The sequence below is a fragment of the Pseudomonas sp. Q12-87 genome (genome assembly GCF_001269755.1).
GTDB classification, from domain to species: Bacteria; Pseudomonadota; Gammaproteobacteria; order Pseudomonadales; family Pseudomonadaceae; genus Aquipseudomonas; species Aquipseudomonas fluorescens_S.
Map to the genome: position 1 here is coordinate 326071 of NZ_LHVI01000004.1, position 22959 is coordinate 349029.

Sequence of the window (22959 nt, forward strand, 5' to 3'; positions counted from 1 at the left end):
TCGCCCTTTTTTCGGGGCTTTCTCCAGTGGAAGCGTAGCAACTAATAAATTTCGATTCTATTTTGCTTGGTAAGATAAGATTTAAGTTTGATTGCGTATTTGTCGTGAGTGCTGCTCTGTCCACTCGTAAGTTGGAGGGCCACCAGGATAGGTAAAAAAGAACGATGTTGGTTGGAAGACCTCGTCAGTCATCTGCTTGATTCCCGCTTCATACCTGTGCAGATTAGCTTTGTGAGTCGTTCTAGATTCTAGTGTTTTTTGAATGATTTCGTGAAGGTCTTCTATTTCGGATGTGAGGTTGGCGGAGTTTTTTAGTTGATGGGCTAAGAATCTTTCTTGTTTGATTATTTTGTTGCTGTCTTTCCATAGTTTGAATTCGAATCGGGAAATGCGTGGAACTTCATGTTCAGGGCCTATAGGTAATATTAAAAATTCCTCTGTAGGGGATATGAATATATCTATATTTTTTATGTCGTTCGTTGCAGGAAGTGTTATGCCATGAACGTCTATGATCGTAGCCGGATTCGGTCTTTTTATGATTTTTAGGTGTCTTAGTACAGGCTTTAAAAAGTTAGGTAAATGTCCCGTCGGATCGCTTCGATTCACAGGGTCCCCAACGCAGTATCCATACGCATTCAATCCACCCTTTCCAAATGGACTCAAACTGTCTGGGCTGTTGAACCGCATCAACATCGGATTGAACGCTCGATAACCATTGCCCAATAAATAATGCCCCGTCACCGGGTCCGATCGTTCGCCGTTGAAGCCGAGCAGGCTGAGTAGACCGTTTTCCAGGGCTCGGTGACCATAAGGCGCATAAGCGATAGGGTGAAGCTGCGTTGCGGCGAGCGTCTGTAATACCGACCGGTGGTGATCGGTGGCGAGAAAAGTGGTTTGGACAGTGTCTTCCTGGCGTTGTTGCTGCGCCATGAGTTGGTCCTCCAGTTGAAAAATGGAGCACTGCGCCGTCCCCCGAACTTCTGTGGCTAGACGATCCTTGAGGTAGAAACGTTGGGAGCTGACTTGGGCTGTTGGCGTGCAATCGGCCAAGCGATCCAACGGGTCGTAGCGGTATCGACAGAGTACGTTTTCGCGTTCGAATGGCATCGGCAGTACTCCCTGGAGGGTACGCGTATTTCAAAAGTTACTGTGGCACAATTGGTTAAAGTCGTCGACTAGTAACTCTGTTAGGGCCGAGGGGGAAAAACGTCACTCACGTTAACTTACTCAGGGATTTAAATTGACGCTGCTTTATTTACCAGTCGTATCGAATTCTTTTTCCTCTTTCAATAATTTTCCGGGCCTTTTGTTGCCGAAGCCGAAGGTCTTTTGGTGACTCAAATATTGTTTCCATGGGTGAGAAGCGCTCAGTCGGAATAGGTATATACAAATCTTGACGCGTTGTAGGAGGTGCTTTAGGGGCCATAACGCTGGGTGAGTGATAAATATTTGTAGGCCGTTCTGTAGCCCGAGGGAACGACCAATAAGTGTGCAGTCGTGCATTGGCAGGCAATGGTGGTAACGGTCCAATTTTTGGAAGTCTCTGCTCTGGCATAGAACTGCTAGGAGCCCCAGCACTGATTGAGTCTTGGAAGCCGGGCGATGTGGCATTTTTTGGGGGGCTGGGGTGGGAATAGGCCCGCGCAATGGTTTGGACGAAGCTGAAGCCATCGAACCCGAATTTACGATCCGGGAAGCACTGTTTGCTGCGTTTACAGTCGTGGCTTGAAACGAAGTCGCGGGTGACGGGGAATTTGGCGTCCGAGGTCTTAAGAAGTTTAAAAAGGCTTTCCAAAGACTGGAAAAGCTAATGTAGTGCCCCGAAGGGTCAGTGCTGTTAACAGGGTCGCCTATACAATAGACGTAGGCGTTCAACCCACCTGCCCCAAACGGACTGAAACTGTCTGGGCTGTTGAACCGCATCAACATCGGGTTGAATGCCCGATAACCATTACCCAGCAAATAGTGACCCGTCACCAGGTCCGGCCGTTCGCCATTGAAGCCGAGCAAGCTAAGCAAATCGTTTTCCGGCGGGCGGTGGCCGTAAGGCGTATAGACAAGGGCACAAGGCTGCGTTGCATTGAGCGCGTGCAATACCGAGCGTTGTTGATCGGTGGTAAGCAAAGTGGTTTCGACGGCGCCGTTCTGGCGCTGTTGTTGCGCTAGGAGTTGATCGGCCTGCTGGAAAATCGAGCGCCCTATAGAACCTTGTAGCTCGCAGGTCAGGCGCTTTTGCAGATAAAAGCGCTGGGTACTGGCCTGGGTCGATGGTGAGCAGTTGGCCAGACGATCCAATGGGTCGTAATGGTACCGACAGAGCGGTGTTTCACGGTTAACAGACATGGGTTGGCTCCCGGGATGGACCGGTTTTTATTCCGGCGTAACTCTCGTGGCCTGCATTCCCTTGCTTCCCTGCTCGATTTCAAAGGAGACGGTCTGTCTCTCCTTCAAGGTTTTATAACCTTCGCCGGATATCGCAGAGTAGTGAACGAACAGTTCCTCGCCACCCTTGCGGCAAGAAATGAAGCCATAGCCCTTTGCATCGTTAAACCATTTAACGGTTCCCTTGATTCGGTCTTTCATTTTTATTGTCCTGCTTGCCCGAATGGATAAAGGCGTGGTTGCCCATGGCCTTGTTTTCGTTAACACAACGGGAGCTTAGGGTCGGGGTGAATCGTTGCCTACTGTCAGAGTTGACAGTAGGCAATACCGAGAGGGAATAACCGATTGCAGGTGATATTCAGATGACTGTCATGAGGCGGTCATGCCATGGCCTGCGCCTGTAAGCGGCGGCCGATCACGTCCAGTACATCGCAGCCATCGCGCAAGGGAATCGCCAGGAGCAGGGCGAAGTCGTGGAGGACGACGGCGTCGGAACTGATCTCCTCGCGGAAGGCGATGTTTTCCAGTAGTTGGGTGACGGCGCGGATGCGGTAGGCGGCGGTTTCGTAGAGGACGTCGAGGGGGGCTTGGGTGTCGATGAGCAGGGTGGCGGGGGTGCAGTCGACGCCGGTGATGGGGATGTATCGGTTCATTGGGTAGATCTCCATGGGGTTCGATGATGCCGCCACTCACTCGTCGCCAAACGAATGGGTGGCAGCTGTACGCAGGTTGGCGAACCGGACACCATGGAAGCCGGCAGACCCGAAGGCCTCCCGCGTACAACTGCCATTGAGCAATTCTGCGAGTGCAAAAACCCGTGCCAAAAAGCAGGGCTTCTGACCATAGTGTATCGAGTCGCCAAACCCGAGTCGCCATGTGGACGACGGGAAGAACTATAGGCATCGCCTACTGGGCTGAGCAAGGCTCGCTGTTGCGGGGGATTTCCCAAGTATTTGTGGGATTTTTAGTCGTGAGTATTCAAGCAGGAACACCGCTCCCATTGTGGCGAGGGGATTTATCCCCGCTGGGATGCGAAGCGGCCCCAAACCAGACAACTCGGTGTGTCAGGAGGATTGAGTTCGCTGCTTTAGGGTTGCTGCGCAGCCCAGCGGGGATAAATCCCCTCGCCACAAAGGGAGAGCAGCCCCTGCTTCTCAGATACCCACGGCGAGCGCTTCGCACTCGAGCGGGAGCAAGCTCCCTCGCCACGGGTTATTGATGAGCAGTCGCGGCCTCGACCCGGTCGCAGAATTCAGGGTAGAAACCCCGGGCGCTGGGGCCTTGGCAATAGTCTTGCGTAGTTGTTGGATTTTTGGTCGCGAGTATTCAGGCAGGAACACCGTTCCCATTGTGGCGAGGGAGCTTGCTCCCGTTGGGCTGCGCAGCAGCCCCCAAACCAGGCAACTCGGTGTGTCAGCAGGATTGAGTTCGCTGCTTTAGGACTGCTGCGCAGCCCAGCGGGGATAAATCCCCTCGCCACAAAGGGACAGCAACCCCCTGCTTTTCAGATACCGGCGGCGAGCGCTTCGCACTCGGGCGGGAGCAAGCTCCCTCGCCACGGGTTATTGATGGGCAGTTGCGGCCTCGACCCGTTCGCAGAATTCAGGGTAGAAACCTTTGGCGCTTGGGCCTTGGCAATAGGCTTGTGCCTGGGCCAGGGCGTCGCCGCTGAATTTCAGGCTACGGGGCATGCCAGCAAAGGTTTCGTAGCCACCCTGTTGGGTCTTGATGGCGTCAAAGCCTGGCATGTCGTAGACCAGTTCCACATCATCGTCGGCCAGCAGTCGTGCCTTGACCGTTACTTGCGTGTATTGCTTGCCCCCTGGCGCGCCATTGAGCGCCGCCAGGCCGTGGCCGACGACACGCAGCATGTGCGGGACCCAGGGCTCGCACTCATCCGCGCAAGCGCCTGTACGGTAGAGCACGGTCAACGCCTGCTGATCGCGGCTCACTTCGGTCAGGGCTGGGTCGGAGCGTTTGATGCGATGCTCGATGGTCAGCCAGGTCTTCTGCGCTTCGCTGACGTCATCGCCAAGCTCCGGATTCAGCGGGCCCCGCTGGCATTCGGTAACGCCAAAGACAATAAGCATGCCCGCCAGGATGACCGCGAGGGTCGCTCCGCCAATTTTTACATTCATAGGCAAACTCTGCTGGAGGATGCGGCACTGTACGGTAACCGCGCAGTCAATGGCAGGGCGTTTAGAGGCGCAGCGCTGGGGCAATTAATCTGCTGTGATCAACCGTCAAAAACTGACGCGAAAGTCGTCGGAACTGATCAACCTGCAGGTTTTGATGTCCGGGCTTTCGCAGCGATTGTCCGCCCACGGCAATAGGGTCGGCTCTTGGATTTGGAGGTATTCCAGCGTCAGGTTTATCGCGCCGTACTTGCAAGTAATGGTTGCCCTCGTCGGGGCATGGTCATCTGCATCAGGTTCATGGATAGCGAATTCGGCACCGTTGAATTGCAACAAGGCAGTGTTGGCCACTTCCATGACGCTGTGGCTTTCCCATTCGTGATCATCCTGAACTTCTATCGATCCAGTGTCCGTATGGATTTGCGTGACGGCAGGACAGGTTATTTCGCCGGCGTGGACATGGCCGATGATCAACAAGAGCATTCCGGCGCCGCCGACAGTCAGTATGTTTCGCATTTGCCAGCCTCCACTTTTCGTGTCGGCGACATGTTTGCGGCTCAGCGTGGTGAGGGCTACTGTCAAGGCTGACAGTCGTTTATGTTGATTTGGAATTAGCTAGTAGTAGTTTTCAAAGTTTGGCGATAAAAAACTCAAAACTTCATGAAAAGCGGAAATGACTGAAGGATTGAAAGGTTCCAGCCACCCACGGGAGGACCGAGACGAACTATAGGTTTCGTCTGTAGAATGGTGCAAAATTCGTGGTTGCGGGGGATTTCCCAAGTAGTCGTGGGATCTTTGGTCGTGAGCATTCAGCCACGAACACCGCGTCCACTGTGGCGAGGGAGCTTGCTCCCGCCGGGCTGCGCAGCAGCCCTAGCTTTTCAGGCATCAGCGGCGAGCGCTTCGCACTCGAGCGGGAGCAAGCTCCCTCGCCACGGGTTATCGATGTGCAGTTGCGGCCTCGACCCGTTCGCCAGGAAGGAGCCGCACTGGACGATACCTGTGCGCAATGGCAGGGTGTCTCAAAGGTGGGTTGGAACGGTACTTCGGAGCGGGTTGACGATCAAAAACTCACGTTGAAATAGTCAGCACTCATCAGCATGCACATCTTGGTGTTCGGGCTTTCGCAACGATTTTCCGTCCACCTTGAAAAGCCCGGTTGCAAGATCCGCGGGTACTCCGACTTCAGGTTTATATCACCGTATCGACAAGTAACAGTTGCCGTGGGCTCGCGTCTATCGCTGTCAGCTTCGTGAATTACATATTCGGCACCGTCAAATTGCAGCTTCAGTGGGTCTACCACATCCACCAGACTTTCGCTTTTCCATTCGCGGTCCTCCGGTGTGTCGACTAGGAAAATGTCTTCCATTGCTTCAATGTTTCTGTATATATCGGTGACGGTCGGACATGTTATTTCACCTGCATTGACATGGCGGATGATCAGCATGAGCAGTACCGCACCTCCAGCCAGCGCTTTTCGCAATTGCCAGGCTCCATGGTTCAGTTCAAAGATGGTCGCAGCCTTGTCCGGGCGGGCCACTGTCAATGCTGACAGTTATTTATGTCAATTTAGAACTGTGAGGGGATATTTGGTAACTTTTGGCGATAACGCATCGGCTGCTTTTGATTGAATCAGTCGTTTCCGACAAACTTGAAGGATTTTTCCGAAATAACGTTCGCAAGCAAGCGGACTCGCTGGGAACATTCCCATCGCCTCTCAGTCCAACCGACGATTTTACGCCGCCCTCGATGGGCGGGGTTTTTGTGCTCAATAGGAGCGTCTCGATGAAAGCTTCTCGTGGTTTTGCCCTGTCTTGCTTGTTGACGCTGGCAGCCAGCCCGGTCTTCGCGCAGTTCAGCCTCAGCGATGCGGCCAATGTGGTGTCGGCAATGCAAGGCAATCAGGCTGGACAGGGGGAGGGCGCCGTGGCTGCCGCACCGAAAGCCGCCGGGTTGCTCAACACCCTGGGCTCGGAACTCAAGATCACGCCGGAACAGGCCATCGGCGGTGCCGGTGCGATGTTGGGGCTGGCGAAGAATCGACTCAGTGAACCGCAGTTTTCCGAGTTGAGCAAAAGCGTGCCGGGCCTTGATCAGATCGCCGGTAACAGCGCCATCGGTGGGCTCAATGGCCTGGGCGGTTTGCTCGGTGGCGCGTCGGACAAAAACGCGTTACTCGACGGGTTGCTCGGTAACGTCAAGGACTCCAATGATTTGAACAACGCCTTCAACGCGCTGGGCATGGACAGCGGCATGATCGGGCAGTTTGCTCCGGTGATTCTTCAATATCTCGGACAGCAGGGTGTGGGCAGTTCGTTGCTACAAAACCTGGGCGGTATCTGGGGCGCTGGTGCTGGTGTCTGATCATTGAGTGACTATTGGAGCCCCCTACTAACGTCAAAAACTTCCGGCTTCGTCTTAATAGTTGCGAATGATATTTTCGCCATTTTTACGCAGGTTGTCTCACATCGTTCGTAAACTCCTTTATTTCATCGAATCCTGAGAAGCGAACTTGGGGCTTGTGTACCTGTGGCTTGCGGGGCTGGGAGATAGGGGCGGGTTGGACGCTGTTGTGGAACCTACGCATGACGTTGGAATACTCCTTTCTTAACGATTTTGTTATTGATGAATTAGCGACTCGCCGAGCTTTTCTTTCCCACGCAGCTTGCTGCGGAGCGCGAAAATCATTCGGAGATAATAATACGTCCATTCGTTGTTGACGAAGAAGCTCCAAGTCGTCGGATATTTTAATTAATTCGAAGGGCCTTTCATCCGCAGGTATCGTTAATTTTCTATTTGTCGTAGTGTTGAATTGAGCTTCATCAAGGGCCGAATATAGTGGATCCGAACCTGAGGTTTTCACATGCTGAGTACGAGTAGGAGTTTTTATTGGGGTTTTGCTTCTAGGAACAGTCGGTGTGATATTTAATAGACTTCTGAAACGTTTCCCAATCCCCCAAAAATGCCCTGATGGATCTATCCAATTCCTCGGGTCCCCTGCGCAATACGCATACGCATTCAATCCACCCTCCCCAAACGGACTCAAACTGTCCGGGCTATTAAACCGCATCAACACCGGATTGAACGCCCGATACCCATTCCCCAACAAATAATGCCTCGTCACCGGATCCGGCCGCTCGCCATTAAACCCAAGCAAACTGAGCAAGCCGTTTTCCGCCGGGCGATGACCGTAAGGCGTATAAGTGAGGGGATGAGGACGGGTTGCATCAAGGGCGTTCAATACCGAGCGCTGTTGATCGGTCGCCAGCAGCGTGGGTTCGACCCTGGCATCCTCGCGCCGTAGTTGCGCCAGCAGTTGGTCGTCGTGCTGGAAGACGCTGTGCTGCACCGCACCCTGTATTTCGGTCGCCAATCGGCTCTTGCAATAAAAACGCTGGGTGCGGGCCTCGGCGCCGGGCGCACAATCGGTCAGGCGATCGAGTGGATCGTAGCGATAGCGGCACAATACAGTTTCGCGAGGGGCGGTAGGCATGCGCCGGGCTCCGTGCAAGGGTCCAAAAAAACGGACCTCCAGCATCGGAGTTTTCGCCGCTGCTGCCTACTATCAGAACTGTTAGGAACTCATTGTTTCACTGCTCAACACCGCAATGCGCCGATCCTTCTCAGCCCACAACCGATTAACCCAATCCTGCACATACTGGCGAAACACCGGATCGTTCTCGTAATCCCCTTGCCACAGCGCCGGGTCCAGCTCGCGGGTCTGGATGTCGACGATGACCCGGGGCACCGCGCCGCTGATCAAATCCCAGAACCCGGGAATCCGCTCTTGTGGGTACACCACCGTAACGTCCAGTACCGCGTCCAGTTGTTCACCCATCGCCGCCAGCACGAACGCCACGCCGCCGGCCTTGGGCTTGAGCAAGTGGATGAAGGGTGACTGCTGCTGTTGGCTTTTGGCGGCGGTAAAGCGCGTGCCTTCGAGGTAGTTCACCACGGTGACCGGTTGGCGCTTGAACAGCTCGCAAGCGGCCTTGGTGATTTCCAGGTCTTTGCCGGCCAGCTCCGGATTCTTGGCCAGGAAGGCCTTGGTGTAGCGCTTCATGAAGGGGTAATCCAGCGCCCACCAGGCCAGGCCGAGGAACGGCACCCAGATCAGCTCTTTCTTGAGGAAAAACTTGAAGAACGGCGTGCGTCGGTTGAGGGTCTGGACCAGGGCGGGAATGTCCACCCAGGACTGATGATTGCTGACCACCAGATAAGACGTATCACGACGCAGGTCGGCGCCGCCGCGAATGTCCCAGCGGGTGGGGATGCACAGGGCGAAGATCAGTTTGTCGATCTCGGCCCAGGTCTCGGCGATCCACATCACCGCCCACGAGGCGTAGTCGCGAAAGCGTCCGGGCAGGACCAGTTTGAGCAGGGCGAACACCATCAGCGGCCCGAACAACACCAGGGTGTTGAGCAACAGCAACAACGTGACGAAACAGCCGGTGAGCGGGCGGCGCATAGATGACTCTTGCAAACGGGTGGGCGCGCCATGATAAGCAGCTTCGGGCGACAGGCCAAATTGGTGTGGACGAATGTTTCACCTTTTGGCCGGTATGCTGGGTTTGCTTTTGTGGTCACAAGGGCAGTGCTTGGTTGGGTTTTCTTTTAGCCATGGCTATTGAGATCAACCGAACGAATTCACCGCCCACGGTCTAAAATCCCACCCCACACAGGAAGCCCCATTGCATGAAATCCATTCTCGCCCTGCTTTCCTTGGTGGCCCTTCCAGCGCTGGCCGCCGAGCCGACCCTGTACGGGCGCTACGAATACATCGCGCTGCCGGAAATCGGTGGCGAAGTGCTCAAGGCCAAGATGGACACCGGCGCCCTGACCGCCTCGCTGTCGGCCAAGGACATCGAAACATTTACCCGCGACGGTGACGACTGGGTACGGTTCCGCCTGGCGACCAAGGATGCGAGCAATAAGGTCTACGAACACAAGATCGCGCGCATCAGCAAGATCAAGACCCGTTCCGAAGAAGATGAAGAGGACGACGAAAAAATCGCGCCGACCAAGCGCCCCGTGGTTGATCTGGAGCTGTGCCTGGGTAACGTCAAGCGCACCGTGGAGGTCAACCTGACCGACCGCAGCAGCTTCAATTACCCGCTGCTGATCGGCGCCAAGGCGTTGCGTGAGTTCGGCGCGGCGGTGAACCCGGCGCGACGGTTTACGGCGGATAAGCCGGACTGCTGATAGTCTGGTTCAGAAATGCCGATCAAGGCTCCGAAAAGATAGGTGATTTTTCGGAGCCTGGGCAACGTGAAGTTTTTATAGTGTTGTGTATAAGTTCGTGATGTTTTAATGCGTTCGAGGTTAGCTGGTCTTTTGCCTTAAGTCGAGTCCGGTAAAGTAGTATATTAAGTCGAGTTCGGTAAGGTTGCGTGTAAAATCGAGTCCGATAGAGTTGTGTATATAGTTGAAACGAGCGATTTTTGCGTCGATAACCCCCTTCCCGTGAGTCGACTTTGCTGTTTGAGTAACCCGTTCTCGCGAAGGAAATTGTTTACCATTCTAACGTTTGCTGTGTAACTTAAGCTTTCCGCAAGGTTGATCCTTGTATCAAAAGGTAGAGTGCTAAGTATTTCGGTCCCGTCAGGTCGTAGGCCAGTTAACTTTTTATATATACTTGGATTTTTATTAAAGCCTTGTGCTGTTTGAAGGGCCTGATATAGATGCCAAAGTAGTGTTGGGTTGTCGGTTGGAAGTTTGTTAGGGGTAAAGAAATCGTGCCTCCCTAATTTTTTCTCATTGGCTTCTGCGATTTTCACTATGGCTCGTTTTTCTGCATAGGTTCCTCCCGTTATAACTGGCTTTGGATTTGGAATACGTTTGGTGACTCGTCCACCCCGCGCTTTGGTAAGTGTTGAGGTAGCTGCCCCGAGTGTAGGCGGTTTGTGAAAGGGTGGGATGTGCCCTGTCGGATCGCTCCGATTAATAGGGTCCCCTATACCATAGCCATACGTATTCAATCCCCCCTCCCCAAACGGGCTCAAACTGTCCGGACTGTTAAACCGCATCAACACCGGATTGAAAGCCCTATACCCGTTACCCAATAAATAATGCCCTGTCACCGGATCGGGCGGTTCACCATTGAACCCAAGCAAACTGAGCAAACCATTTTCCGCCGGGCGGTGACCGTAAGGGGTATAGGCAAGGGGATGAAACCGGCTTGCATCGAGGGCGTTCAATACCGAGCGCTGTTGATCGGTTGCGAGTAGGGTGGTTTCGATCTTTGCATCTTCGCGTCGTAGTTGCGCCAACAGCTGTTCGTCGTGTTGGAAGACGCTGTGTTGCACCGCGCCCTGTATCTCAGTAGCCAATCGGCTCTTGCAGTAAAAGCGCTGAATGCTGGCCTCGGTGGACGGTGCACAATCGGCCAGGCGATCGAGCGGGTCGTAGCGGTAGCGGCACAATACGGTTTCACGAGGGGAGGCAGGCATCGACTGAGCTCCATCCGAAGTCCGAAAATAACTGGCCTTAGCATCAGCCGCTTTTCAGCGGTTGGCCACTATCAGAACTGTTAGGCACAACGACCATCCACCGACAAACTCAACTACCATTGACGTGCCCCAAGCCTTGCGGCACCGTTCCGGCAACTTTATTGCCGGGCTCGCAAGCCATGCCTCATATCCTGATTGTCGAAGACGAAGCCGCCATCGCCGATACGCTGGTGTTTGCCCTGCAAGGGGAGGGGTTCGACACCACGTGGCTGAGCCTTGGCGCCGCTGCCCTCGATCACCAGAAAAACACCCCGGCCGACCTGATCATCCTCGATGTGGGCCTGCCGGATATCAGCGGATTCGAAACTTGTAAAAATCTCAGACGTTTCAGCGACGTTCCGGTCATCTTTCTTACAGCTCGGGATGGCGAGATCGACCGGATCGTTGGCCTGGAGATCGGTGCCGACGATTATGTGGTCAAGCCCTTCAGCCCCCGCGAGGTGGCGGCCAGGGTCCGTGCGATCCTCAAGCGCGTGGCGCCGCGTCCGGCGGCGGACTTGGGTACGGCGTTGTTCCAGGTGGACAGCGACCGGGTGCAGATCAACTATCGCGGCAAGCCACTGAACCTCACCCGCCACGAGTTCCGCCTGCTCACCTGCCTGCTGGAGCAACCGGAACGGGTCTTCAGCCGCGAACAACTGCTCGACGCCCTGGGCGTGGCCAGTGATGCCGGCTATGAGCGCAGCATCGATAGCCACATCAAGAGCGTGCGCGCCAAGCTGCGCCTGGTCCGGGCCGAGGCGGAGCCGATCCAGACGCATCGAGGCCTGGGCTATAGCTACAGCCCGGGGCACAGCTGATGTCGCTGGGGATTCGGATTTTCCTGGTGTATGTGCTGTTCATTGGTTTGACCGGGTATTTCGTGCTCAACACAGTCATGGAGGAAATCCGTCCCGGCGTGCGCCAGTCCACCGAGGAAACCCTGGTGGACACGGCCAACCTGATGGCCGAGATCTTGCGGGACGATTTCAAGGCCGGCACGCTCAGCCAGAATCGCTGGCCGCAATTGCTCCATGCCTACGGCGAGCGTCAGCCGGCGGCGACCATCTGGGGCTTGCCGAAAAACCAGGTCAGCCATCGCATCTACGTGACGGACGCCAACGGTATCGTGGTGCTCGATTCCAGTGGCGTGGCGGTGGGCCAGGATTATTCGCGCTGGAATGACGTTTATCTAACCTTGCGAGGCCATTACGGCGCCCGTTCAAGTCGCAGCGATCCGGACGATCCGGCTTCCTCGGTGATGCACGTTGGCGCACCGATCCGCGACAATGGCCGGATCATCGGCGTGGTCACCGTCGCCAAGCCCAACAGTTCGTTGCAGCCGTATGTCGACCGCACGGAGCGCCGTCTCTTGGTGTATGGCGCGGTGCTGGTTGCCTTGGGCTTGTTGCTCGGGGGCGCGCTGTCTTGGTGGCTCAGTGCGGCGTTGCGCCGTTTGACCGCCTACGCACAGGCAGTCAGCCAAGGCCGGCGGGTAGAAGTGCCGCATTATCGCGGCGGCGAATTCGAACAATTGGCGGGCGCGGTGGAACACATGCGCACCCAACTCGAAGGCAAGGCTTACGTCGAGCGCTACGTGCATACCTTGACCCACGAACTCAAGAGTCCGCTGGCGGCGATTCGCGGTGCCGCCGAACTGCTGCAAAGCGACATGCCAGCCGCCCAGCACCAGCGCTTCGTCAGCAACATCGACAGCGAAAGCGTGCGCATGCAACAGTTGATCGAGCGGCTGCTCAACCTGGCCCAGGTCGAACAGCGGCAAGGGTTGGAGGAAGTGGTCGCCGTGCCGCTGGCGGCGCTGTGGGACGAACTGCTGGAGACTCGCGGTGGCTGGATCGAGCATCGACAGTTGCGGGTCGAACGGCACCTCGCCGCTGACCTTACGTTGATGGGCGAGCCGTTCCTGTTGCGCCAGGCCTTGGGCAACCTGCTGGAAAACGCCCTGGACTTCACCCCCGAGAACGGGCTGCTGCGCATCAGTGCCGAGCGCAGCGGGAACCGCGTCGAGGTTCGCCTGTTCAATCAGGCCGAGCCGATTCCCGACTACGCCCTGCCGCGCCTGAGCGAACGCTTCTACTCCCTGCCGCGCCCGGGCAGCGGCCGCAAGAGCACCGGTTTGGGGCTTAACTTCGTGGAAGAAGTGGTGCAGTTGCATGGCGGCGAGTTCGGCATCGGCAATGTCGAGGGTGGCGTGGAAGTGGTGTTGCGGTTGCCCTGAAACCGCTTCTCCACACAATCTCCACACTTCTCCCATAAACATCCCATACAGCCACCCCAGACTCTCTCTCATTCGAACAGGGAGAGCCCCACATGAACCGCAGCCTCGCATTAAAACTGGGCATGATTGCCCTATTGATCCTCCTGCTGATGATTCCGCTGTTGATGATCAACGGCCTCATCGACGAGCGCCAGGAGCTGCGCGACGGTGTGTTGCAGGACATCGCCCGCAGTTCCAGCCACAGCCAGCAACTGATCGGGCCGATGATCGTGGTGCCGTTTCGCAAGAACGTGAAGGTCTGGAATACCAACGAGAAAACCGGGGTACGGTTCCTGGAAACCGTTGAGCAAAGTGGCGAATTGTATTTTTTACCGGAAGAATTCGAGCTCGACGGCCAGGTCCGCACTGAAACTCGTGCCCGGGGCATCTACGAAGCGCGGCTGTTCCATGCCGACAGCCGGATCGATGGCCGCTTCAAGGTGCCTGAACACTACGGTGTCGCCACCAAGGACTTTGCCGATTACCGCTTCGATGAACCGTACCTGAGCGTCGGCATCAGCGACATCCGCGGCATCGAGAACGCGCTGACCCTGACGCTCAACCAGCAGACCGTCGACTTCCTGCCTGGCTCGCGGCTCGGCTGGCTGGGGCAGGGCGTGCACGTACCGCTGCCGATGGTCACTGCCCAGGGCAGCCCCGAGCTGACCTTCGGTTTCGACCTGCGCCTGCAAGGCACTGGCGAGCTGCAGATTCTGCCGGTGGGTAAATCCACCAAGGTGCATCTGGCCGCCGACTGGCCGCACCCTAGTTTTATCGGCAACTTCCTGCCCATCAAACGCGACATCAATGAGCAGGGCTTCAGTGCCGACTGGCAGACGTCGTTTTTCTCCACCAACCTCTTGGAAACACTGCAAGCCTGTGAGCCGAGCGATGGCTGTGAAGCGTTCCGCAGCCGTGCCTTCGGTGTGAGCTTCATCGACCCGGTGGACCAATACCTCAAGACCGACCGGGCGATCAAATATGCGCTGTTGTTCGTCGCCCTGACGTTCGCCGGTTTCTTCCTTTTCGAGGTGCTCAAGAGCCTGGCGGTGCACCCGGTCCAGTACGCCTTGGTGGGCGTGGCGCTGGCATTCTTTTACCTGCTGCTGTTGTCACTCTCGGAGCACATCGGCTTCACCCTGGCGTATCTGGTATCGGCGAGTGCCTGTGTGGTGTTGATCGGGTTTTATGTTTGCCATGTGCTGCGCAGCGTGAGCCATGGGTTGGGGTTTTCGGCGGGGCTGGCGGGGTTGTACGGCTTGCTCTACGGCTTGTTGAGTGCTGAAGATTACGCACTGCTGATGGGCTCGCTGTTGCTGTTCGGCCTGTTGGGCGTGTTCATGGTGCTGACCCGTAAATTGGATTGGTATGGGGTCGGGGCGAAGCCGGCGGCAGCGATGAGCTTCGACTTGGGAGAGGTGAAATGAGCCGGTCGCTGGGGTTGCGTGAGGATCAGCGGGAGGGGGCAATATTGGTGGCGCTGATTGTTGATTTGTTTCCTTCGGATTTGTATTGGCCCATTCGCGAGCAAGCCCGCTCCCACAAATATTGCGCAGAACCTGTGGGAGCGGGCTTGCCCGCGAAGAGGCCGGTGCAGTCAGCGCAGAACTAGACCCGGGGCACTGTCTCAAGCATTGAAGGCCGCAAGCTCACCTCGGCAAACCACGCCGCCAATTGCGGGTTGGCCTTGCGCCATTCCAGATCGGGATGGCGCAAGTCCAGGTAGCCCAAGGCGCAGCCCACGCTGATGGACGCCACATCGAAATGGCACGCCAATTCGGCAATCGCCTCGGCTTCGAGCATGCCCAAGGCGCGGCGGATCTTGTCCCGCTGCGCATCGAGCCACTCGTCCCAATGTTTTTCCGCCGGGCGCAGCGCGGTTTCGTAGCGGATCATCACCGCCGCATCCATGACCCCGTCGGCCAAGGAGGCCAGGGTCAGGCGCCGCCAGCGAGCCGCGCCATCCCGAGGGATCAGCGGGTTGCCGACGTGCTGGTGGTCGAGGTAATCGAGAATCACCCGGCTGTCATGGATGACACTGCCGTTAGCCAGGCGCAGGGCCGGGATTTTGCTCAGGGGGTTGTCGTCGATGAGGACCTGATCGGGTTTGACCGGCGTGAGCAGGCTGAGCTGCAACGCCACGCGGTCCTGCTGACCGGTTTCGTGCAGCAGGACCAGCACTTTGCGAACGAAGGGCGAAGCGGGGTTGTGGAACAGCGTCATGCTGGGGGTGGACATGGCAACGTCTCGGTCAGGGGCTTGCTGCGCAGCATAGCGCGTTCATCCATGCGCAAGGCAGGCGCGACCGAGGCGAACAAGCCCGGTCGCGCGGCGCTTTAGGCGACGGGTTGAAGCACCTGTGGTGCTGGCGCCGAGGTGGTTGGTTGCTGCTTGAGCTCCCGGGCGACGGTCCAGACGATGAACGCTGCGATTACGTCGAAGATGGCCAGCAGCACGAACAGCGGGCTGTAGCCGATCTTGGTGACCATCACGCCAAACAGCAGGGTGAACGCCGCAGCGCCCAAGTAACCGAACATCCCGCCCATGCCGGTGGCGGTGGCGACTTCATTCTTGCCGAACGAGTCGGACGTGATGGCGTACAGCGCACCGGACAAGGTCTGGTGGGCAAAACCACCGACGCACAGCAGGGCGATCGCGGTGTATGGGCTGGCGACCAGGCCGATGCAGGCCGGACCGATCATGCACGAGGCGCCGAACAGCAGGACCATCTTGCGCGAGGTGAACAACGACACCTTGCAGTACTTGTGGAAGAACGGGCTCAGGTAGCCGCCCAGCACGCAGCCCAGGTCGGCGGCCAGGAACGGCAGCCAGGCGAACATCGCGATTTCCTTGATGTTCATGTGCCGCTCGGTCATCAGGTACAGCGGGATCCAGGCGTTGAACGTCTGCCAGGCCGGCTCGGAGAGGATCCGCGCACTGGCGATGGCGTAGAAGTTGCGACTGGCGATGATGCGTTTCCAGCTGCCTTTCTTCGGCGTCGGGTCTTGAAAGTGAGCTTCCTGGCCGCTGAGGATGTAGTCACGCTCGGTGTCGCCCAGGAGCTTCTGGTCGCGTGGATGCTTGTAAAAGATCAGCCAGAGGAACGTCCAGGCCACGCCCAGGCCGCCAACGATCAGGAACGCCAATTCCCAACCACTGTTCAGGATCGCCCAGACCACGAGCGGCGGAGCCAGCACGGCGCCGATCGACGAACCGATGTTGAACCAGCCGATGGCCACCGAGCGTTCCTTGGCCGGGAACCATTCGGTTGAGGTCTTTACCGCAGCCGGCAGCCCAGCGGCTTCCGTCAGGCCGAGCAGGCCACGGAAAAACGCCAGGCCTTGCCAGCCCGAAGCCATGGCCGCTGCGGCGCAGGCGATGGACCAGGCGAAAGCGAAAATGGCGAAGCCCATTTTGGTGCCGATGGCATCGATGATGTACCCGGCCACTGGCTGCATCAGGGCATAGCAGATTTGCCACGCCACGACGATGTGGGAGTACTGCTCGGTGGAGATGTTCATTTCACTCATCAGGGTGGGCGCAGCCACCGAGAGGGTATTGCGAGCCAGGTAGTTGACCATCAGGCCGGCCGTGACCAGGCCGACCATCCACCAGCGGATGCCTTTGATTTTCATCACTTCACCATCAATTATTTTTGGATTTGGCGTCGCATGTCATGTTGTAGGTTGTCGTACAACGTGCGCATTTATAGTGGCGCAATGATTAAATTGTCAACAAATATGTCAAAGCTTCGGCGATGTGTAACAACCGGCGTATCGATGGTTATCGTATGAGGAGAGAAAAGGCTGCCCCATCAGGCGAAAGGCAGCCGGATGGCTCAGCGGCGCGGGATCAACCCGCGCACCGCCAACAACGAAGGTAGGCCCAGCCCCAGCCAGCTGACGGCGTCCCACAAGCCGTCACCCAGCAGTGCGCTGAAAAGCCCGGCGGCACAGAGAACGCCGATCACCACGGGCACGCCAAATACTTTCCAGAAACTCGACTGACGTGGCTTCACGAGGCGACTCCCGCCGCGGCGGTTGCACGCTTGGCCGCTTTGCGCCGCACCAGCCACAGGTAAACGCCACTGCCCAGGACGATGATGGTCAGCACATCGAGCGTGGCCCAGAAGATCTGCATCGGCCGGCCGCCGTAGTCGCCGAAGTGCAGCGGCAGCGAGAGGCTCATGACGTCCATGTACCACGGCCGTTCGGCCACGGCGGTGACCTGGAGCGTGCTGGCATCGATCAGTACCGGTGTGAGCAAATGCGAGGTCAGGTGGGTGCTGCCTTTCATGAACACGCCGTAGTGATGCTGACTGGAAAACAGCGTGCCGGGGAAGGCGATGAAACTGGGCTCCATGCCCGGCGTGACGTCCTTGGCGATGTCGAGCAAACGGCTCGCCGGTGCCAATTGCGTCAGCGGCGGGGCGTTGCGGTAGGGTTCGACCATGGCGCTGAGGCTGTCGTTGCGCCAGGCGGCAATGATCAGGTCGGCGCATGCGGCAATGACGCCGGTAACGCCTACGGTCAGTGCCCAGACTAGCGTGACAACGCCAATCAGGTTGTGCAGATCGAGCCAGCGCAGGCGCGTGGATTTGTCCTGGCGCACCGTGGCGAACTTCAAGCGCCGCATGAACGGCAGGTACAAGACCACGCCGGAGACGATGGCAACCACGAACAACAGGCCCATGAATGCCAGCAATAACTTGCCCGGCAAACCGGCGAACATGTCCACGTGCAGGCGCAGCATGACCATCATGAAGCCGCCGTTGGCCGAGGGCATCTCCAGGGCTTCGCCGGTGCGTGCGTCGAGCATGAAGGTGTGGGAGGCGTTGGGCTCGGTGCCGGGTGTTGGCGCCATGATGGTGATGACACCGTTGGGCTCGTCCTCGTCCCAGCCAAAATACTGCACCACTTCACCCGGACGATGGGCCTTGGCTTTTTCCACCAGTTGTTGCAGGTCGAGCGGTGGCGTGTCGGCTGGCAGTTGCCGAAACTCCGGGGCGTCGCCGAGCAGGTGTTCGATTTCATGATGGAAAATCAATGGCAGCCCGGTGATTGCCAGCATCAGCAGGAACACCGTGCAGATCAGGCTGGTCCAGGTGTGGACGAAGGACCAGCGGCGGATGGTTTTGCTTTTCATGAGCGATCCGAATGCAAGAGGGCCTCGATGCCTGAGCCCCGTCAGTCAAGCCGCGAAACCTGTGGGAGCGAGCTTGCTCGCGAAAGCGGTGTGCCAGACAACATCAATGTTGACTGTTACGCCGTCTTCGCGAGCAAGCTCGCTCCCACAGGGATTTCATTTGACTGACAGGTCTCGGGTACAGATGTCCTCAAAAGGTTTTGCAAATGCTAACCGTTTACCATTTGTAATTCACACTGGCGACGACGTTGCGCTGGTCGCCGTAGTAGCAATAGAAACCGTCGCAGGTGGACAGGTAGTCCTTGTTGAAAACGTTCTTCGCGTCCACCGCCACCGTGACGCCCTGGAGCGTCTTGTTCAAACGGCCCAGGTCGTAATGGGCCGAGGCGTCGTACACGGTGTATGAGCCGACATGGCCCCAATCGGTGTTGGTGGTGTTGCCGTAGGTGTCGCCGACGTATCGCACACCGGCACCCACACCGAAGCCATCCAGCGGACCGTTGTGCCAGGTGTAGTCGGCCCAGGCGGTGGCTTGGTTGCGTGGCACCTGGGCCATGCGCTTGCCTTTCTCTGCCGCGGTACCCTTGGTGATTTCGCTGTCGTTGTAGGTGTAGGAACCGATGAGCTTCAGGTTGTCGGTCACGTCGCCCGAGGCTTCCAGCTCCAGGCCGCGCACTTGAACCTCACCCACTTGGCGGGTGACGTTGTTTTCGGTCACCGAGTTGTTTTTCTGGGTCAGGTCGAACACTGCTGCTGTCAGCAAAGTCTTGGTGCCTGGAGGCTGGTACTTGATGCCGGCCTCGTACTGTTCGCCTTCGGTCGGCTTGAATGCTTCGGTGCTGGTGACAACCGAGCCTGCCGCTGCCTGGAACGACTGGGCGAAGGAAATGTAAGGCGTCACACCATTGTCGAAGACGTAGCTCAGCGCGGCGTTACCGCTGAATTTCTTGTCGCGCTGGGTGTTGGTCGCATCGTTCTGGTTGTGGAACACGGTGCCGGTGTGAATCCAATCTTCACGGCCGCCCAGGGTCAGGCGCCAGTTGTCCAAGGCGATCTGATCCTGGATATACAGGCCGGTCTGGTTGGTTTTCTGGTTGTAGTCATACATGTCGAAGAACTGGACGTTGGAGAAGTCCTGGCCGTAGCTCGGGTTATTGACGTTGCTGGTTGGCACGCCGCCCGACCCCCACCGCCAACGGGCGTTGCTGTTGGAGCGCTGGTGGTCCAGGCCCAGCAACAACGTATGGTCCAAGGCCCCGGTTTCAAAATCGGCCTGGAAGTTGTTATCCACCGCGAACTGGCTGATGTCCTCATCAACGATGCTGGCGCTGCGTTTCACGGTGCCATCGGCGCTCACGGATTCGTCCGGACCGTCCGGCCAGAACGAGCCGCCGGCGGAGATGCCCTGGAACGACAGATCGCTCTTGGTATAACGCAAGTTCTGGCGGAACTGCCAGGTGTCGTTCAAGCGATGCTCGAAGTTGTAGCCCAGTGCGTAATAGGTGCGGTCGTAGTATTCCCAATCCGGATCACCCAGGTTCTTGTGATGGGAAATCTTGCCGGCCGGCGAGGACAGCTTGGTGCCTTGCAACGGCAGGAATTGGCCGGTGATACCGGTGTCGTCGCGGGTGTACTGGGACAGGAAGGTCAGGCGGGTGTCTTCGTTGATATTCCAGGTCAGGCTCGGGGCGATGTTGTAGCGCTTGTCCGGAATGTGGTCGACCTGGGAATTGCTGTCGCGCACGGTGCCGCTGATTCGATAGAGGAACTGGCCTTCGTCATCGACCTTGCCGGTGCTGTCGAAATTGATCTGCTTGTGCTCGTAGCTGCCGGCCTGCAGTTCGACTTCGTTGCTGCTTTCGACTTGTGGGCGACGACTGACCATGTCGAGCATGCCGCCCGGTGGCGTCTGGCCGTAGACCGAAGACGCCGGGCCGCGCAGCACGGCGATGCGCTCAAGGTTCCAGGGCTCGATTTTCGGCGTGATGTAGTTGCCCCTGGGCAATGGCAGGCCATCGAGGAACTGGGTCGGCACGAAACCACGCACCAACAGCCAGTCATTACGTGAGTCCGAGCCGTAGCCGCTGCTCTGCACGCCGGCGGTGTAGCGCAGGGCGTCATTGAGGTTGAGGACGGAGCGGTCTTCCATCTGCTGGCGCGTGACCACGGAAACCGAGCGGGGCAGTTCGACGATCGGCGTATCGGTCTTGGTGCCGGCGGCAGTGCGGGTGGCGGCGTAACCTTCGGACGGGCTCCACGCGGTTTCGCTGACGCCAGCGCCGATCACGCTGGTTTCCGGCAAGGCCATCACGCCTTCCGGTACTGCCACCAGGCTGTAGGTGCCGGCGCTGCTTTGTTCCAGTTGCAGGCCGGTACCGCGCAGGGCCTGGCGCAACGCGCCCGTGGCGTCGAACTGACCTTGGACCGGCGCCGAGGTTTTACCCGAAGCCAGGGACGGGTTCAGGCTCAGGGCGAGGCCGGCCTGGCTGGCGATCTGGTTCAAGGTGCTGGCCAGTGGCGCGGCGGGCAGGTTGTAGGCGCGCATGCTGGAAGCCTGTTCGGCAGCCACCAGCGGGCTGCTGGCGAGCGGAACGGCAAAGGCAATGGCGACGGCCAATAGGCTGGGGCGCAACAGGTTGTCTAGCGGACGGGACATATGGCGGCTCCTGAATGGAAATATTTCTCAATTGCCTCAGTGCCGGACGAAAATTGAAAAGTGATAGGGCTGGATGAAAATAATTTAGATTTAGTTTTTGGATCGGCTTGGGTTTTGTTTTGTGTGGGGTGGCCTCTTCGCGAGCAAGCTCGCTCCCACACTGACCGAGCCGCCCGCAATTCCCTGTGGGAGCGAGCCTGCTCGCGAAGGCTGACTGCCTGACACAACATTGCTCAGCGCTTGGCCTCGGTCCTGGGCCCCACCACCACCCACCACCGTGTGTGATGCTCGACCTGCACTGGCAAGGTCGGCAGCAGCGCCATCAGGGCCAGGTCGGTGTCGTGCAACGGAAAGCTGCCGGTGATCCGTAAATCCGCCACTTGCGGCTCGACGCCCAGGTATCCGCGCCGATAGCGCCCCAATTCGTGAACCAGATCTTCAAGGCGCGCGTTGTCCACCACCAACATGCCGCGGGTCCAGGCATCGGCGCCGGGGTTCAAGGCAAGGGTCGGGCCGAGACCGTCGTGGCGCATCAGCACCTGTTGGCCTTCGCGCAGGATCTGCTCGGCGTCGGTCGCCTGCGGGTGTGCCGCCACCGCCGATTTCAATACGCTCAGGCGTGTGCCTTCCTCCTCGCGCTTGACCAGGAACCGCGTGCCCAGGGCACGCATGCTGCCGTCGCGAGTCTCGACGATAAAGGGACGCGGGTCGTTGTGACCGGTCTCCACAAGAATCTCGCCTTCTTGCAGGACGATGCGCCGCTGCTTGTCATCGAAGCGCACATCCAAGGCACTGTGGGTATTGAGGTTGATCAGCGTGCCGTCGGCCAAGCGCAAGGTGCGTTGCTCGCCCGTGGCGGTGCGCTGATCGGCCAGCCAGTATTCCAATGGCACGTAGCGGTCCCCGGCAAACAGCGCCAAGCCGATGACTGCAACCATAGTGGCCAGGCCGCTGCCGACCTTGCGCACCCGGCGCCTGATGCTCGCCCGCGATTGCAGCAACGCGGCCCGCGCCGGCCCGCTGGCGACGCTGAAACGCTGGTCAAGCATGCCCAGCTGCCGCCAGGCCCGGGCGTGCTCTTCATCGGCGGCGTGCCAGCGGGCGAACGCTTCACGCTCCTGGGCGCTGCCAGAGTCAAGCGATAGCTGCCAGGCAATCGCGGCCTCCAGGACGCTGGCCGAGACCGGTTTGGCGTGGGCGGGGTTCATGTGGGCTCACCGTAGAGGGCGATGTAGCACTGACGAATGCCCTGGGCCAGGTATTGCCGTACCCGCGGCACCGAGACCCCCAGGCGCTCGGCAATTTCGGCGTGGCCGAGGCCGTCGAGGCGGTTATAGAGGAAGGCTGCGCGGGCTTTGCTGGACAATTTTCCGAGCAAGCGATCGATCGCCTTGAGGTCTTCGAGGATCAGTTGCTGTTCTTCCACGGACGGCTGTTCGCTTTCAGGGATCAGCATCAGTTCGGTGAGATAAGCCTGCTCCAACGCTGCCCGACGGAAATGGTCGAACAACAACCCTTTGGCGATCGCCACCAGGAACGCGCGGGGCTCGCGGGGCGCCGTCAGTTCTTGCCGGCCGAGCAGGCGCACGAAGGTGTCCTGGCTCAGGTCTTCGGCCCGCTGTGCACACGCCACATTGCGCCGCAACCATGCCAATAGCCAACCGCGATGGTCACGGTACAACGCACCAACCAGATCACTGTGGGGGCTAGGGATTGACGACACGGAGCATCACCGACGTTTTAAGTAACGAGAATTGTTCGCGATTGTGGCAGAGGCGGGGGAAAGAAAGCAATTGGCGCTGGTCGGGCGGTGTTGCATGACGCTGTGCTCATGTGGGAGCGGGCTTGCTCGCGAAGACGGCTGCACACTCACCA

General features: G+C 58.1%; 22 protein-coding genes. 5 read left to right on the top strand and 17 right to left on the bottom strand.

Annotated elements, in window-relative coordinates:
* Positions 1–81: 81 nt before the first annotated feature.
* The 7 genes from AD663_RS02555 to AD663_RS02580 form a co-directional block, all read right to left on the bottom strand.
* Complete coding sequence (locus AD663_RS02555) at positions 82–1107, bottom strand: RHS repeat-associated core domain-containing protein (RefSeq protein WP_053213218.1); 1026 nt, start codon at positions 1105–1107, stop codon at positions 82–84.
* Between the two features lie 144 nt (positions 1108–1251).
* Positions 1252–2343, bottom strand: a complete 1092-nt coding sequence (locus AD663_RS28095; protein ID WP_003177611.1) for an RHS repeat-associated core domain-containing protein — start codon at positions 2341–2343, stop codon at positions 1252–1254.
* A gap of 27 nt (positions 2344–2370) precedes the next feature.
* A complete protein-coding gene (locus AD663_RS02560; protein WP_003177612.1) occupies positions 2371–2583 on the bottom strand; it encodes a cold-shock protein in 213 nt (70 codons plus the stop codon).
* Positions 2584–2762: 179 nt separating this feature from the next.
* Positions 2763–3035, bottom strand: a complete 273-nt coding sequence (locus AD663_RS02565) for a hypothetical protein (protein WP_053213219.1) — start codon at positions 3033–3035, stop codon at positions 2763–2765.
* A gap of 909 nt (positions 3036–3944) precedes the next feature.
* Positions 3945–4520, bottom strand: a complete 576-nt coding sequence (locus tag AD663_RS02570; RefSeq protein ID WP_053213220.1) for a hypothetical protein — start codon at positions 4518–4520, stop codon at positions 3945–3947.
* A 105-nt stretch (positions 4521–4625) separates the two neighbouring features.
* Positions 4626–5099 carry a DUF3757 domain-containing protein gene (locus AD663_RS02575; RefSeq protein ID WP_256217151.1) on the bottom strand — a complete coding sequence of 158 codons (474 nt, stop codon included), beginning with the start codon at positions 5097–5099 and terminating at the stop codon, positions 4626–4628.
* A 481-nt stretch (positions 5100–5580) separates the two neighbouring features.
* A complete protein-coding gene (locus tag AD663_RS02580; RefSeq protein WP_256217152.1) occupies positions 5581–6057 on the bottom strand; it encodes a DUF3757 domain-containing protein in 477 nt (158 codons plus the stop codon).
* 245 nt (positions 6058–6302) lie between these two features.
* Between AD663_RS02580 and AD663_RS02585 the strand changes: the two genes are divergently transcribed.
* Positions 6303–6881 (top strand): DUF2780 domain-containing protein, encoded by a 579-nt coding sequence (locus tag AD663_RS02585; RefSeq protein WP_053213223.1) that lies wholly within the window; start codon positions 6303–6305, stop codon positions 6879–6881.
* A gap of 85 nt (positions 6882–6966) precedes the next feature.
* On the opposite strand, the gene AD663_RS29225 is transcribed toward AD663_RS02585, so the two are convergent.
* Positions 6967–8010: an RHS repeat-associated core domain-containing protein gene (locus AD663_RS29225; RefSeq protein ID WP_256217153.1), complete on the bottom strand. Its 1044-nt coding sequence runs from the start codon at positions 8008–8010 to the stop codon at positions 6967–6969.
* A gap of 81 nt (positions 8011–8091) precedes the next feature.
* On the bottom strand, positions 8092–8985 hold the full coding sequence (locus AD663_RS02595) for an acyltransferase (RefSeq protein ID WP_053213225.1): 894 nt from the start codon (positions 8983–8985) through the stop codon (positions 8092–8094).
* Positions 8986–9212: 227 nt separating this feature from the next.
* Between AD663_RS02595 and AD663_RS02600 the strand changes: the two genes are divergently transcribed.
* Positions 9213–9719 (top strand): ATP-dependent zinc protease, encoded by a 507-nt coding sequence (locus AD663_RS02600; protein ID WP_003177621.1) that lies wholly within the window; start codon positions 9213–9215, stop codon positions 9717–9719.
* Positions 9720–9883: 164 nt separating this feature from the next.
* Here AD663_RS02600 and AD663_RS29230 read toward each other — a convergent pair whose 3' ends face one another.
* Complete coding sequence (locus AD663_RS29230; RefSeq protein WP_003177622.1) at positions 9884–10966, bottom strand: RHS repeat-associated core domain-containing protein; 1083 nt, start codon at positions 10964–10966, stop codon at positions 9884–9886.
* Positions 10967–11145: 179 nt separating this feature from the next.
* Between AD663_RS29230 and creB the strand changes: the two genes are divergently transcribed.
* The 3 genes from creB to creD all read left to right on the top strand — a co-directional run bounded on the left by creB (position 11146) and on the right by creD (position 14710).
* On the top strand, positions 11146–11826 hold the full coding sequence (creB, locus tag AD663_RS02605; protein ID WP_003177623.1) for a two-component system response regulator CreB: 681 nt from the start codon (positions 11146–11148) through the stop codon (positions 11824–11826).
* Positions 11826–13244 carry a two-component system sensor histidine kinase CreC gene (gene creC / locus AD663_RS02610; RefSeq protein WP_003177624.1) on the top strand — a complete coding sequence of 473 codons (1419 nt, stop codon included), beginning with the start codon at positions 11826–11828 and terminating at the stop codon, positions 13242–13244. The genes creB and creC overlap by 1 nt, the downstream gene beginning before the upstream one ends.
* 92 nt (positions 13245–13336) lie before the next feature.
* A complete protein-coding gene (gene creD / locus AD663_RS02615) occupies positions 13337–14710 on the top strand; it encodes a cell envelope integrity protein CreD (RefSeq protein ID WP_003177625.1) in 1374 nt (457 codons plus the stop codon).
* A gap of 181 nt (positions 14711–14891) precedes the next feature.
* Here the strand turns inward: creD and AD663_RS02625 are convergent, their stop codons facing one another.
* The 7 genes from AD663_RS02625 to AD663_RS02655 form a co-directional block, all read right to left on the bottom strand.
* On the bottom strand, positions 14892–15521 hold the full coding sequence (locus AD663_RS02625) for a glutathione S-transferase (protein ID WP_003177626.1): 630 nt from the start codon (positions 15519–15521) through the stop codon (positions 14892–14894).
* A 98-nt stretch (positions 15522–15619) separates the two neighbouring features.
* Positions 15620–16918, bottom strand: a complete 1299-nt coding sequence (locus AD663_RS02630; protein WP_003177627.1) for an MFS transporter — start codon at positions 16916–16918, stop codon at positions 15620–15622.
* A 203-nt stretch (positions 16919–17121) separates the two neighbouring features.
* Positions 17122–17301, bottom strand: a complete 180-nt coding sequence (locus AD663_RS02635; RefSeq protein ID WP_003177628.1) for a hypothetical protein — start codon at positions 17299–17301, stop codon at positions 17122–17124.
* Positions 17298–18428 (bottom strand): PepSY domain-containing protein, encoded by a 1131-nt coding sequence (locus tag AD663_RS02640; RefSeq protein WP_003177629.1) that lies wholly within the window; start codon positions 18426–18428, stop codon positions 17298–17300. The genes AD663_RS02635 and AD663_RS02640 overlap by 4 nt, the downstream gene beginning before the upstream one ends.
* Positions 18429–18645: 217 nt before the next feature.
* Positions 18646–21084: a TonB-dependent siderophore receptor gene (locus tag AD663_RS02645; RefSeq protein ID WP_053213226.1), complete on the bottom strand. Its 2439-nt coding sequence runs from the start codon at positions 21082–21084 to the stop codon at positions 18646–18648.
* 233 nt (positions 21085–21317) lie between these two features.
* The gene (locus AD663_RS02650; protein ID WP_003177631.1) at positions 21318–22292 is read right to left on the bottom strand and encodes a FecR domain-containing protein; all 975 of its coding nucleotides are present in this window, start codon (positions 22290–22292) and stop codon (positions 21318–21320) included.
* Entirely contained in the window at positions 22289–22807 is a 519-nt protein-coding gene (locus tag AD663_RS02655; protein WP_003177632.1) for an RNA polymerase sigma factor, read from the bottom strand. Before AD663_RS02655 ends, AD663_RS02650 begins: the two co-directional genes overlap by 4 nt.
* Between the last annotated feature and the right edge of the window lie 152 nt (positions 22808–22959).